We start from the raw sequence: 13,520 nt of genomic DNA on the forward strand, positions 1-13,520 counted from the left end.
GTTGCCCGGATAGATTCACCCTCGGCAATTGCCGCCGCTCTCCCGAACGGCAGCCTTTAAATTTTTGAAGGCGAGCAGGCTAACAAGCACCCTGCGAATAATTCATTGACTAAGCGCAAGTCCTGCGGCTTCCGTGCACTGCGCCATTACTCGCCCGGCATTAAATACCTGGAATACAACGGAAAACTTTTCCGAATGCTGTAAGACTTTTCCCGCATATTTAGACCCCATCCGATAACGCCAGGCTTTTCGTTTCTGCCTGTCGCTGGGTGCTCTGGCCTTATCGAAGCGCTGCTAGCCGGAGTTGATCGTGGGGGAGTCGGCACGGATACGCCGATCCGGGCCTGGCTGTCCGAGGTATCACTACTAAGCCTCAGGTTCGGAATCGGCCTACAAGGCGCATCCTTAAATCTGAAAAATAACGCATTAAAATCAACGACTTGATTTTAACCCCAGGGCATTTTCGCTCCCGCGCCACAGCCGCGAGAGCGCCGCCGGGCGGCCCGGTTCGGGCGCCTGGGTTTGCCCCACGACAATAAGCACCGCTACCGATGACCTTGCTCCCCTTCCGCTCTCCGCTTCCCTCGTACTCGCCTCGCCGGCACCGCGTCGGATCGACGCCTGCCCGGGACACCCTCCGCCCTGGAACCGGCTGCCGCCGGCAATCGACAGCCGCTGCCGGCTGCCGGGCGCGGCGTGCCCTCACTTTCACGCGCGAGGTGATCCGATGATCCGTTTCGTTGCCATCGACCTCTGGGACTGCTCGCTGGACCCGGTCGAGCGTCTGCTTCGCGGCTCGCGCCAGGACGGCGCGGCGTTTTCCTGCAACCTGAGCAAGCCCGAGTACCGCTTGCTGCAGCGGCTGTTGATGGCGCCCGGCACGCCGGTCAGCCGTGACGAGTTGACCAGCCATGCCTGGCACGGCCGGCCGGTTACCGCCGGCAGCCTGAGCAATGCGGTGTTCAACGTGCGCCAGGCCTTCGGCGCCGAAGACGGCCACAAGGTGATTCGCACCGTGCCGAACCAGGGCTACCGCATCCAGGCCCGGGTCCTCGAGGGCCTGGTGGAGCAGCCAGCCCTCTCCGCGCTCGCAGCTCCGCCATTGCAGGAAAAGCGCGCTGCCGAGCGCGCGCCCATCGCCGCGATCAAGCGCCACAATCTGCGCGGATGGGTACTGGCCTTGGCTGCCGGGGCGCTGGCCAACCTGGCGGTCGTGCTGTGGTTCGCCCATTCGCGGGCCAGCCCCCTGGCTACCGAAACCGCGCATCGCGTGGCCTACGAGTACCTGGCGGATATCGGCGAGCGACACTTCTTCGCCCAGCTTGCGGCCGCGCCCTCCTCAAGGCGCATCGAGCAGGCATTGAAGGCGTTCGCCGACCACCCGCCGCAGCTTGCTGCCGACAAGTCCTTCGTCTATGTCAATCGGGGCGATTCGGACGACGAGTTCAGCTTCTTCCTCTGCCAGGACCGCCTCGAAGCGAAGGCGCCGGACTGCAGCGCCTACGTCATCCTGCAAGATCCCCACTCATGAAGCGCGCGCTCTACGTCGCCGCTGCCGGCCTGTTGCTGCTCGCGCCCTGGGCTCTGCACCGGCTGACCGCCGCACAGCCGAGTATCTGCAGTGGGGAAAGCGAGCTCTTTGCGCGCTCCTCGCGCGACGCCATTCACTACCACGGTTCGATGACCTACAGCCCGAAGCGGCAAGGCCGGGCGCTGATGCGTTTCGTGGGGGACTTCGACGTTGGCGACGGCAGGCATTACCACGTGAACCGCACGGCGGAAGTGCGCAGCGAGGTGGTCGACGGCGAGGCCCGGCTCGTCACGCTGAGCGCCTCGCGTTCCTTCGCCGACGACGCGCCGGACGACCTGGTCCGGCGCTATGTGCACCCGGCGCTGGAAACCGGGGCGCAGTACGACGTGAAGCTCTTCGATCTGGCGGCAGGCACCCTGGCCAGCGGTTCGGAACTGAGCCCGCGCAATGTCTGCCTGATCCGCGCTGCCGATGCCTGAGGCGCTCGACGCCGGGCTCAGTTGTACTTGAGGGTGTAGGTGAGCGCGGCGTTGGCCTGGCCGGCGACGATGGTCTTCGCGGTCTGGATGTAGCGCGCCTGGTATTTCAGGGTGTAGGAGCCTGCCTCGGAGGTCTGGCCATGGGACAGCTTGGTATTGAAGGCCACCGGCTCGCCGGATTCGTCGAGAATCTGTACGCCCACCCCGGAGGCCGTCTGCCCGGAGGGGGACAGTTTGAGCGTGCCGGGTTGCGAACTGTCGATGTCGCCGGAGAGCGTGATGAAGACGTTCGCGTTCTGCTCGCACTGCAGCGCGATGTCGATGGGCTTGGCCGCTGTAGTGCTGCCGACGCCGGAGAAGTCCGTGTTGCGCTTCTGGCCCATGTCGATGGTGAGGTCGCCCGGGGCCTGGCAACTGGGTACGACGAACTCGACGGACTCGAATTGGTAAGTCAGCAGGTCGGACATGACGACGGTGGTAGTGCCCTTGTTCACCTTGTCCATGGCTACCGGCCGCATGTTGAAGGTGCCCGGTGCCGGCAGATTGCCGGAACCGATCTTGATGAGCTCCCAGGTGTCGGTGAGCGTGGTCACGCCTTTTGCCAGCTGAAGCTTCGGCCCCGAGCCGTCGTGCAGAGGCGTACGGGTCATCAGGGTCGTTTCACCCGTTGCGGAGTTGTAGTTGGTCCAGCGCACTCCTACCGCTATGAAGCCGGACTGGACGACGCCCTCGACATCGCTCATGCCGTAGGCAGCGTTGGATCTGGACCGGCGCAGCTCGTAGTTCTTCGTATCGCCCGTGCAGTCGATGGTAGTGACCGATTGCGCGGTACCCAGCACCGTCCCCAGGGGAAAGTCCACCGATATCAGCAGCGGCGAAGGATAGCTGACGGTCGTCGTCACCTTGCTGGTGCAGGCGATCAGCCCCTCGGCGTGGAGGCTCGCCGCACCCAGCAGGGCGAGCGAGGCGAGACGGGTCTTGTTGCGCTTCACGTGTACAGACTCCGATTGATGGAAATGGCAGCCGGGCCGCTCGCCCGGCCGATGAAGGGCGCTCAGGCGCCGGCCAGGCAGCGCGCCGAGCGGCGCGGCATGTCACCGGGGCTGTCGGTGGCGATGGGCTCGCCCATGACCAGCCGGCACGACTGGCCGACCTCCCCGCCCCAGCGCACCTGCAGCGGGCCGGGGTCCTCGCCGATGCGCAGCAACGCCAGGCCGGCCTGGCCGATCATGCCGAGCGGCTCGCCGGCCGCGCTCAGCACTTCGGCGCCGAAGGGAGGGCTGCCGCCGTCTTCGCCGCTGACCTGCAGGAGCAGCGCGCGGCCGATGGTGGTCCGGTAGTCCAGCTTGACCACCGCGCCCTGCCGCGGCGTGACCACCTGGGAGCTGACCTTGAATTCCACGTCGTCGGAGGCGCCCTTGGGGTCGATCAGCACTTCGTTGCGGCGATAGGGCGACAGGCCGGTGACCAGCGCCTTGCCCTGCCCGTCGAGATGGCTGTTGTGCCCGCTGCCCACTCGCGCGCCCTGGCCGCCCGCGGCCTGGATCACGCCCATGGTCTCGCCCTGCCCCGCGCTGAACAGCACGCCATCGGCGTAGCCCAGCACGGTTCCGCGCGCCGAGGCGGTGTATTGGCTGTAGCCCTCGCCGCTGCTGGCGCTGAAGCCGAGCGCGACCGGCGAGGTGGTGTACTGCAGGCTGCCGCCACGGGTTTCACCGCGCTGCCCTTCGTCGCGGTTGCTGCTCTGGTAGAGGCTGTAGCCGAACTGGCCGGTCTCGCCGGCGCTGCCGCTCAGGCTGGTCTGCAGCGAGCGGTCGCGGCTGTCGGTGTAGGCGGCGCTGGTGCGCAGGTAGGCGCCGGTCAGGCGTTCGCCAAAGCTCAGCGGCACGCTCAGGGTCGCCAGGTACTGGGTCTGCTCATCGTCGCGCCGGTTGCCGCCGCCCTGCCGGGTGCGGCTGGCGCTGAAGCTGAGCGCGCCCCAGCCGAAGGTCTTGCCGATGCCGGCCTGGTAGGTGGTGTCTGTGCCGCTGCGGTCCCAGTAGTTCTGCCGCATGCCGTTGACGAAGAGGCTCAGCGAGTCGCCCAGCGGCTGGTCGAGGTCGAGCTGGATGCGGTTGCGTTCGCGGTACAGCGTGGGGAAGTCGCTGCCCTTGAGCGCAGCGAAGTTGGCCATGCTCAGGTAGCCCTCGCTGGAAAAGCGGTAGGCGGCGATGGCGAGGTTGGTGCCGGTGGCATCCAGGCGCTCGCTGTAGGTCAGCCGGTAGCTCTGACCACGCATGCGCGGCTCGATACCCTGGACCTGCGTCGGCAGCCCGCTGGCCTGGGAGCGGGTGACGTCCGCGCCCAGGGCGCCGAAGCGGGTATTGAGCGCCGCGCCGCCCAATACGGCGAGGTAGTTCTCGGCCAGGGTGCTGCCGGTGTACAGGGTCAGGTCATTGGACAGCCCGTAGCGGTAGGTGCCCTGCACGAAGGCCGGTGGAGCGTCGAGCTGGTCGTCGCGGTAGCGGCCGGCGGCCAGGCTGAAGCGCGAGTTGCCCGGGCGCAGCAGTTGGCTCACCGAGGCATAGGGCACGGTGAAGGTCTTCTCGCGGCCGTCGGCCTCGGTGATGGTCACCTCGAGGTCGCCGGCATAGCCGGTGTTGTACAGGTCGTCGATGACGAACGGGCCGGGCGCCACCGTGGTCTGGTAGACCAGGTTGCCGGCCTGGCGGATGCTCACCTGCGCATTGGTGTCGGCGCTGCCGCGCACCGTTGGCGCGAAGCCGCGCTGGGAGTCGGGCAGCATGCGCTCGTCGCTGGCCAGGGCCACGCCGGTGAAGGGCATGGCATCGAAGAGGTCGCCGGGGGTGAAGTACTCGCCGAGCGTGCCTTGCGCCTTCAGCGCGGTGAGGTCGTGCTGGGCGTAGGTGCTGCCGGCCTGGTATTCGCTGCCTTGTTCGTCGCGGCTGTAGGTGCCGTTGTGGCGCAAGCGCCAGCCGGCGACGTTGAGGCCGCCGTTGAGGCTCGCGTAGTAGCGCTCGTGGCCGCCGGTCTGGTCGAGCTGGTTGCGGAAGGCGCTGGCGTTGTAGCCGACGAAGCCCGCCGTGATGCCCTCGTCCCAGTCCTGCGGATCGACCATGCCGCGCACCAGGCGGCCGATGTACGCCTGGGGTATCGCCAGGTGCGCCGTGAGCGCGGAGACATCCACGTCCAGCGCGATGTTGGGGTCGAGTTGACGCAGGTCGACGCAGTCCGCGGCGAGCAAGTGCTGCACCCGCTCCTGCTCCGGCAGCCGGCGCAGGTCGAGGCCCAGTGCCGGCAAGTCGTCGCGGCGGAAGCAGGTTCGTGCAGGGCCGTGCTCGCTCTCGGCCTCGATGGTCACGTCGAAGCGGCCGACCGGTCGCTGGTTGACGAAGGTATCCAGGCGCTGGGTGCCCGGTGGCAGGACGGGCGCGGCTTCGAAGCGGGCAAGGTCGAGCGCCTGACCGCCGTCGCGGAGGAATCCGCGATCGAAGATCACGTCGCCGTCCGCCACTGCGCTGGAGCCCACCCAGGAGCCGCCGGCGATCCCGATGGACAAAGCCATCCACCTGACTGGCGATTTTCCATCACCCTTCATTTTGCTTGCGCTCCGCTGCTTCGAACGAGAGTCGGCGTTCAGTCGCCGAGGGAAGAGGACTGCCTGACCGCCGCGCCGTAGTCGGACACCCAGACGTAGTCGACGCCGGACACCCCAGGGGGCACGCTGGCCGTGGGTTTCAGCGGGAGTTCCAGTTCGCCGTGCGGCCCGATGGTTGCCGAGTCGTCGCTGGTGAAGCTCCTGCCGTTGGCCGTCACGCTTACGCTGGAAACGGAGACGTAAAAGGCGCTCGCATTGCTCGCCCGCAGTACCGGCTTGCCGCCGCGCTCGACCAGCTTCCAGCGCAGGCCCTCGGCCGCCGCCGCCGCGCTGCCTTCGAGCCCCTGGGGCCGGTAGAGCAGCTTGAGGCGCGAGCGGAAGGCGACCTGCAGGTGGTTCTCGCCGGCGCGCTTGCGATCCAGCGAAGGCACATCCAGCACGTTCAGCCAGAACAGCGATTCGCGGTCTTGCGGCAAGCCTCCGGAGGTCAGCAGCACGCGCAACGCCTGGCCCTTCATCGGGTCGAGGCGCGACATCACGGGCGTCACCAGGAAGGGCGCCTTCGAGCTGGACGGTGTCGCCCTCTCGTCGCCGTCGTCGACCCAGGCCTGCACCAGCGAGGGCGTGCTGCCCCGGTTGCTCAGCTGCACGGTGATCTCGCGCTCGCTGCCGGGAAACACCTGGCGGGTGCCGGCGATGACGACATTGGCCTGCGCCGCGGCCGCCTGCATCAGCAGCAGGGCCAGCAGCACGCAGGATCTGAATTGGGATGGCGCATTCACAGCCGGTTCTCCGTTGCGCTCTCGCGGGAATTGCCCGAACGGGCGTTCGGGCACTCCCCCGCCTGGAACTCAGAGGTATTCCAGCGAATACATCAGCTGAGCGTTGACGGTACCGGCCGTCACGGCCGGATCGATGGAGACGTACTGGGCGACGTAGGACATGGTCGCGCTGCCGTTCTCGGCATCGATGTCCGCGTAGTTGTTGTTCTTGTTGTCGCGGAGGTCGATCGGCTGGCCATCGGCGTTGGCGATCTGTACTTCGATGCCACTGGCGCCGTTGATCATGGCCATGTTGAGCAGATTGCCGGTGCTGACGTCGACGTTGATGGCTTCGAAGTGGGCGCGCACCTTGGTCGGTGCGGTGTCGGTACCGGTGCACTCGCTCAGGTTGAAGTTGAACTGGGTGGCGCCGGCGGAGTTGCCCACCGACTTGAAGGAACTGATACCCACCACCGGCAAGGCCAGGGTGTAGTCGCCACCGGTGCCGCCGTCGATATCGATGGTGCAGGAAGCATCGGTAATGGACCCGGTGATGGTCACGGTGCCGTCGACGGCATGGGCGCTCGTGGCGGACAACAGCGCCGCCAGCGGCAATACGGACGTGGCGAGGCCACGGCGTACACAACCTTTCACTTTCATTGGGGATTCTCCTTTTGTTTGTCGTGCAGAAGGCAGTGGCGACCGAAGCTCTCGGTGCAGCCGCGACGAAGCCTGTCTGCCGGCGAACGGCGGAGCGAATCCTTAATTCTCTTCTTTTGCTGATGATCGCTCTCAGCGCCGATCATCAGCCGCCGCGCGCGGCCTGCAGCGGCAGCGTGGGGCGTGTTGCGAGCGACCGCCGCGCACATCGCGGCGGATTAATCGCCGCAAATATCCTTCCCCGGACATGAAAAAGCCGCCCGAAGGCGGCCTTGTGGCAGTGCGCGGGCGGGTCAGACCCAGCCGTCGTTGCGCTTGCGCTTGACCCGCAGCAGGGTCGGCAGGAGCAGGCCGACGAACAAGCCGGCGCCGGCGATGCCGCCGCCGTAGGCCATGTAGCGCATCAGCACCTGTTTGTTCTCGTCGCCCAGTTGCGCCTGGGCGGCGCGCAGGTCGGAGCGGGCCTGGCTGAGTTCGCTGTCGAGGCTGCTGCGCGCGGCCTGCAGTTCGTCGATGAGTTTCTTGCGGGTGTCGAGGGTTTCCTGCATGCCCTGCACGCGGCTCTTCCAGCTGTCGTTGATGCCGTTGAGCTGGGCGGTCAGCTCGGCCACCTGTTTTTCCAGGTCGGGCAGGCGCTCGGCCTGGCCGGGCTTGTCCTGCAGGTCGCGGCTGGCGATCCAGACGCTGTTGCCGCTCTCGCTGCGCACCTGGCTGTAGTCGCCCTGGGTGCGTAGCAGCTCGACCTTCTGCCCCGAGACCAGGGTGCCGACGATGCGATAGCCGTCGGTGGGGCCGCTGCGTACGTAGGTGGTCAGGCTGTCGCTCACCCAGCGTGGGCCGCCGGCGGGCTCCTCGGCCTGGGCCGTCGCGGCCATGGCGAACAGGCCGCCGAGCAGGCAGGCGCCGAGGGCGCGGGGGCGGCGTGGGGTTGCAGCGGTGAGAGGGAGGGATTGGGTCATGGGCAATCTTCACATGGCGATGAACGAAACCCGCGGGCGGGCGCGATGGAAGTCGTCCAGGCGAATGGCTGCTGGGGCAGCGCGGTCAGGGCGAATGGCGGGCGTCCGGTCCTCCGGGTGGCGAACGGCCAGGCGATCCACCCACTGGGTCGACCGGAGACAGACCTGCCATTTAGGAATGGAGTTCAGTCGCGCCGGGCGATGCGCGATGGGCGGTAGCGGGTCGGCGGGCGGCCTCAGAGCACTTCGATGCGGTCGCGGCCGTTCTGCTTGGCGCGGTAGAGCGCGCGATCGACGCGCTCGAGCATGGCGCTTGCGCTGTCGTCGCCGCAGTACTGGGTGACGCCGAAGCTGGCGGTCTTGCGCCGCACGGTGTGGAAGTCGAAGCCGTTGATGCGCTGGCGCAGGGCGCGCGCGGCGGCCTGGGCGTGACGGTGATCGGTGCCTGGCAGCACGACCAGGAACTCCTCGCCGCCCAGGCGCCCTACCCGGTCGGTGCTGCGCACGTTCTCGCGCAGCAGCCGGGCGAACTGGCAGAGCACGCTGTCGCCGACCGTGTGGCCGTGGGTGTCGTTGACGCTCTTGAAGTGGTCGATGTCCATCAGGATCACCGAGAACGGCGTGCCGTAGCGCTGGGCGCGGGCGACTTCGTCGGCGAAGAACTGGTCGATGCGCGCGCGGTTCCATATCCCGGTGAGGCCGTCGACGCTGGCGCTCAGGGCCAGGCGGTTCTGGTGCAGGAACATGGTCTTGTGCGCGCGCTCCAGGAGGAAGGCGCTGAGCATGCCGAAGGAGTAGGAAGCGAGGATCCACAGCAGGTTCAGGCACTGCACGCCGGGCTGCAGAGAACTCTCCAGGGTGACGATCAGCATGAGCGCGGCCGAGGTGGATGCAGTGAATGTCGCCTGGCGCAGGGTCAACCCGGAGACGGAGAAGGTCCACATCAGGTTGAGGTACATCTCCGGCGCGTAGGCGGCGAAGTCCGGCTGGTCGTGGTTGAGGTAGAGGTTGGCCGCCACGGCGCCGATCGGCGCGCTCATCAGCAAGGCGCGCATTGGCCGGTAGTACCGGGGCTCGTTGCTCATCAGGCCGACGGCAAGCAGGGCGGCGGGGACCAGCACGCCATGGGCGAGCAGGCGCAGCTCGCGGTGCGTGGTGGCGATGTTGTACTCCATGAAGATGTAAACGAAGTACAGCGACAACGTCAGGAAGGCGACGTAGCGGATCTGTGGGGCCTTGGCCTGGCGATACCAGAGCACGAACTCCTGGCGGATGGAGTCCGGTACTCCCTGCAGCGGGTCGAGCGACCGCGTCAGCTTGTTGATCAACGACACCCCTGCCCCCTCTTCGATGGCTTTTTCGCGACGGCGTACATTGCCCGAGTTCCCGGCCCGTCGCGCTGTCCGCGCGTCAGAAAACCTGCATTTCGTCTGTATCGGCGGCACTCACGACCACTGAAGGCGAATTTCTGGCGCTTTCTCGCGTCGGGTCCACGCCACTCGGGCGAAAATGCAAAAAGGCCGCCCGAGGGCGGCCTATTGCATCGTCCGGGGTACGGACTCAGGCGAGGGCTTCGCTGGGTTTGCCCAGCAGACGGTCGATGACGACCATCAGCGCGAGGGTGGCGACTGAGGGGATCAGCCAGGCCAGGCCCTGTTCGGAGAGCGGCAGGTGGGCCATCCACTCCGGCAGGTTGAAGCCGGCGCCCTTGAGCGCGTCGACCAGGCCGAACAGCAGCGACACGGCCATCACCGGTGCGACGATGCGGGTCTGCGACTTCCACAGGCCGGCACAGAAGCTCAGCGCCACCAGCACGATGCACGGCGGGTAAATCGCGGTCAGCACCGGCACCGAGAACTGGATCAGCTTGGTCAGGCCGAGGTTGGACACCAGCAGCGAGAAGCCGGCCAGCAGCACCACCAGGGTCCGGTAGGACAGCGGCAGGATGCGGCAGAAGTACTCGGCGCAGGCGCAAGTCAGGCCGACCGCGGTGACCAGGCAGGCCAGGGCGATGAGCACGGCGAGGAAGCCGCTGCCCAGCCCACCGAATGTGTGCTGCACATAGGCATGCAGCACAGCCGCACCGTTGGTGGCGCCAGCGGCGATCTCGTGGCTGCCCGCGCCCAGGCGGAACAGGCTGATGTACACCAGCGCCAGCCCTACCCCGGCGATCAGCCCGGCGATGATGGCGTAGCGGGTGATCAGCCGCGGCGACTGCACGCCACGGGAGCGGATGGCGTTGACGATGACGATGCCGAAGACCAGCGCGCCCAGGGTGTCCATGGTCAGGTAGCCGTTGATGAAGCCCTGGGAGAAGGCCGCGTGCTCGTAGCTCGGCTCGGCCTGGCCGATGGTGCCGGCCGGCAGCATGAAGGCGGCGATGCCCAGTGCGGCGAGCGCGATGATCTTCAGCGGCGCGAGGAAGCGGCCGACGGTGTCGAGCAGCTTGCCGGGGTACAGCGAGATCACCAGCACGACGCAGAAGTACACCAGGCTGTAGATGAACAGCGGCAGCGGGCCGTCGCCGGTGAGCGGCGCAAGGCCGACCTCGAAGGACACGGTAGCGGTACGCGGGGTGGCGAACAGCGGGCCGACCGACAGGTAGCAGACCGCCGCCAGCAGGCCGCCGGCAACGCGCCCGATCGGGTGGCTGAGGGTGTCCATGGCGCCGCCGACCTTGGCCAGCGCGACCACGGTGATGACCGGCAGGCCGACCGCGGTGATCAGGAAGCCGAGGGCCGCCATCCACACGTGCGGGCCCGAGTGCAGGCCGACGATGGGCGGGAAGATGATGTTGCCTGCTCCGACGAACAGGGCGAAGGTCATAAAACCGAGTGCCAGGATGTCCTGGCCTTTCAAGACGTTCATGAAGGGAATACCACAGTGCTTGAGCGGGTTAACGTGCCCTTTGAATACTCCGGCATGGCGGTGGACGTGGCGGGATCGGGAGCGGCGTCGAACGGCAATGACGATGCGCTCCACGTCGATCGGGCGACGCAGCACGGGCTATGCAGGGTTCTTGTTCAAATGACAGACAGCAGAGGTTTTCCTAGCGGGCTCGTGGCCGGTTTGCTCCGTGCATCGTTGTTCGACCGCATCCGTGACGGCCTGGAATTACGCCGGCCCGGATAGGGACGACGGCACGCGGACATCACCCTTTTGGGGAGAGCGGTCCAAAGTAGTTGCTAGCCTAACGATTTTCTCGCCGAGCTGGCACTGACATGCGTCAGGGTGTCCGCGGAATGTCCGCGGCTGTCGCTTGCACGACAGGTAGTGCGACGGTGCCGTAATGAAGGAGGCCACCCGAGGGTGGCCTCCTTCCGACACAAGGTAAGTCGGGGAGACTTACTTGGTCGGCCAGCCGGTCAGCTCGGCCAGGGCCTTGCCGATGTCAGCCAGCGAACGCACGGTTTTCACGCCGGCGTCTTGCAGGGCAGCGAACTTCTCGTCCGCAGTGCCTTTGCCACCGGAGATGATGGCGCCGGCGTGGCCCATGCGCTTGCCGGGCGGTGCGGTCACACCAGCGATGTAGGACACCACCGGCTTGGTCACGTTGGCCTTGATGTAGGCAGCGGCTTCTTCTTCAGCCGAACCACCGATCTCGCCGATCATGACGATGGCTTCGGTTTTCGGGTCTTCCTGGAACAGCTTCAGGATGTCGATGAAGTTGGAGCCCGGGATCGGGTCGCCACCGATGCCCACGCATGTGGACTGGCCGAAGCCGGCGTCGGTGGTCTGCTTCACGGCTTCGTAGGTCAGGGTGCCGGAACGCGACACGATGCCCACTTTGCCCGGCAGGTGGATGTGACCCGGCATGATGCCGATCTTGCACTCGCCGGGAGTGATCACGCCCGGGCAGTTCGGGCCGATCAGGCGTACGCCCAGCTCGTCGCACTTGACCTTGGCGTCCAGCATGTCGAGGGTCGGAATGCCTTCGGTGATGCAGACGATCAGCTTGATGCCGCCGAAGGCCGCTTCCAGGATCGAGTCTTTGCAGAACGGAGCCGGAACGTAGATGACCGAGGCTTCAGCGCCGGTGGCTTCTACGGCTTCCTTGACGGTGTCGAACACCGGCAGGCCCAGGTGGGTGGTGCCGCCCTTGCCGGGGGTCACGCCGCCGACCATCTTGGTGCCGTAGGCGATGGCCTGTTCGGAGTGGAAGGTGCCCTGCGAGCCGGTGAAGCCCTGGCAGATTACCTTGGTGTCTTTGTTGATCAGGATGCTCATTACTTACCCTCCGCGGCCTTGACGACTTGCTGGGCAGCGTCGGTCAGGCTGGTCGCCGCGATGATGTTCAGACCGCTTTCGGCCAGTACCTTGGCGCCGAGTTCGGCGTTGTTGCCTTCCAGACGGACGACAACCGGCACTTTCACGCCAACTTCTTTAACGGCGCCGATGATGCCTTCGGCGATCATGTCGCAGCGAACGATGCCGCCGAAGATGTTCACCAGTACGGCAGCGACGTTGCTGTCGGAGAGGATGATCTTGAACGCTTCGGTCACGCGCTCTTTGGTCGCGCCGCCGCCAACGTCCAGGAAGTTGGCCGGCTTGCCGCCGTGCAGGTTGACGATGTCCATGGTGCCCATGGCCAGGCCAGCGCCGTTGACCATGCAGCCGATGTTGCCTTCCAGCGCGACGTAGTTCAGTTCCCACTTCTGCGCATGGGCTTCACGAGCGTCGTCCTGGGACGGGTCGTGCATGGCGCGCAGCTTGGGCTGACGGTACATGGCGTTGGAGTCGATGTTGATCTTGGCGTCCAGGCAGTGCAGGTTGCCGTCTTTCTTGATTACCAGCGGGTTCACTTCGAGCAGGGCCAGGTCGTAGTCCTGGAACAGCTTCGCCAGGCCGACGAAGATGTGCACGAACTGCTTGATCTGGTCGCCTTTGAGGCCCAGTTGGAAGGCCAGCTCGCGGCCCTGGAACGGCTGAGCGCCGACCAGCGGGTCGATGGTGGCTTTCAGAATCTTCTCGGGAGTGTCGTGAGCGACCTTCTCGATGTCCACGCCACCTTCGGTGGAGGCCATGAAGACGATGCGACGGCTGGAACGGTCGACGACGGCGCCGAGGTACAGCTCCTTGTCGATGTCGGTGCAGGATTCCACCAGGATCTTGCTGACCGGCTGGCCGTTGGCGTCAGTCTGGTAAGTCACCAGACGCTTGCCCAGCCAGTTGGCGGCGAACGCCTTGGCGTCCTCTTTGCTCTTGACCAGCTTCACACCGCCCGCTTTACCGCGGCCACCGGCGTGTACCTGGGCTTTCACGACCCACTCGGTACCACCGATTTTTTCACAGGCTTCTGCGGCCTCTTCGGGTGTGTCGACGGCAAAGCCCTTGGATACGGGCAGGCCGTACTCAGCGAACAGCTGCTTACCCTGATATTCGTGGAGATTCATGCTTGTCTACCGTTTTTCGTCTTGGGTATTGCGCATTCGGCGCGGCACTCGTGATACCGCGCCACCTGTGACGTCCGCTCCGAGGAGAAGACGTCCGGCGGGATGGTTACGGCAGTCCCTCGCGAATGACTGCCGCCCT

The 13,520-nt window shown here is 66.2% G+C and carries 11 protein-coding genes; 2 read left to right on the forward strand and 9 right to left on the reverse strand.

The window, feature by feature from the left end:
• The first annotated feature begins 727 nt into the window (after positions 1 to 727).
• Together ACA097_RS02660 and ACA097_RS02665 are read left to right on the forward strand one after the other, a co-directional pair.
• The gene (locus tag ACA097_RS02660) at positions 728 to 1,531 is read left to right on the forward strand and encodes a transcriptional regulator (RefSeq protein WP_371368352.1); all 804 of its coding nucleotides are present in this window, start codon (positions 728 to 730) and stop codon (positions 1,529 to 1,531) included.
• Positions 1,528 to 2,010, forward strand: coding sequence for a hypothetical protein (locus ACA097_RS02665; RefSeq protein ID WP_371368354.1), 483 nt, complete (start codon positions 1,528 to 1,530; stop codon positions 2,008 to 2,010). The genes ACA097_RS02660 and ACA097_RS02665 overlap by 4 nt, the downstream gene beginning before the upstream one ends.
• Before the next feature lie 17 nt (positions 2,011 to 2,027).
• Here ACA097_RS02665 and ACA097_RS02670 read toward each other — a convergent pair whose 3' ends face one another.
• From ACA097_RS02670 to sucC, 9 genes are all read right to left on the reverse strand, one after another.
• Positions 2,028 to 3,002, reverse strand: coding sequence for a fimbrial protein (locus ACA097_RS02670; protein ID WP_371368356.1), 975 nt, complete (start codon positions 3,000 to 3,002; stop codon positions 2,028 to 2,030).
• A gap of 62 nt (positions 3,003 to 3,064) precedes the next feature.
• Positions 3,065 to 5,569, reverse strand: coding sequence for a fimbria/pilus outer membrane usher protein (locus ACA097_RS02675; protein ID WP_371368358.1), 2,505 nt, complete (start codon positions 5,567 to 5,569; stop codon positions 3,065 to 3,067).
• Between the two features lie 77 nt (positions 5,570 to 5,646).
• Positions 5,647 to 6,390: a molecular chaperone gene (locus ACA097_RS02680; protein WP_371368360.1), complete on the reverse strand. Its 744-nt coding sequence runs from the start codon at positions 6,388 to 6,390 to the stop codon at positions 5,647 to 5,649.
• Positions 6,391 to 6,459: 69 nt separating this feature from the next.
• The gene (locus ACA097_RS02685) at positions 6,460 to 7,029 is read right to left on the reverse strand and encodes a fimbrial protein (protein ID WP_371368362.1); all 570 of its coding nucleotides are present in this window, start codon (positions 7,027 to 7,029) and stop codon (positions 6,460 to 6,462) included.
• A 293-nt stretch (positions 7,030 to 7,322) separates the two neighbouring features.
• Positions 7,323 to 7,988, reverse strand: coding sequence for a TIGR04211 family SH3 domain-containing protein (locus ACA097_RS02690; RefSeq protein ID WP_371368364.1), 666 nt, complete (start codon positions 7,986 to 7,988; stop codon positions 7,323 to 7,325).
• 236 nt (positions 7,989 to 8,224) lie between these two features.
• On the reverse strand, positions 8,225 to 9,322 hold the full coding sequence (locus tag ACA097_RS02695; protein WP_052355227.1) for a GGDEF domain-containing protein: 1,098 nt from the start codon (positions 9,320 to 9,322) through the stop codon (positions 8,225 to 8,227).
• Between the two features lie 226 nt (positions 9,323 to 9,548).
• Positions 9,549 to 10,856 carry a branched-chain amino acid transport system II carrier protein gene (gene brnQ / locus ACA097_RS02700; RefSeq protein WP_043251342.1) on the reverse strand — a complete coding sequence of 436 codons (1,308 nt, stop codon included), beginning with the start codon at positions 10,854 to 10,856 and terminating at the stop codon, positions 9,549 to 9,551.
• A gap of 477 nt (positions 10,857 to 11,333) precedes the next feature.
• Positions 11,334 to 12,215 (reverse strand): succinate--CoA ligase subunit alpha, encoded by an 882-nt coding sequence (gene sucD / locus ACA097_RS02705; protein WP_043251341.1) that lies wholly within the window; start codon positions 12,213 to 12,215, stop codon positions 11,334 to 11,336.
• The gene (gene sucC, locus ACA097_RS02710; protein ID WP_043251340.1) at positions 12,215 to 13,381 is read right to left on the reverse strand and encodes an ADP-forming succinate--CoA ligase subunit beta; all 1,167 of its coding nucleotides are present in this window, start codon (positions 13,379 to 13,381) and stop codon (positions 12,215 to 12,217) included. Before sucC ends, sucD begins: the two co-directional genes overlap by 1 nt.
• Positions 13,382 to 13,520: the final 139 nt, after the last annotated feature.

Origin of the sequence: Pseudomonas sp. QL9 (assembly GCF_041409665.1) — a bacterium.
Taxonomy (GTDB): domain Bacteria; phylum Pseudomonadota; class Gammaproteobacteria; order Pseudomonadales; family Pseudomonadaceae; genus Pseudomonas; species Pseudomonas knackmussii.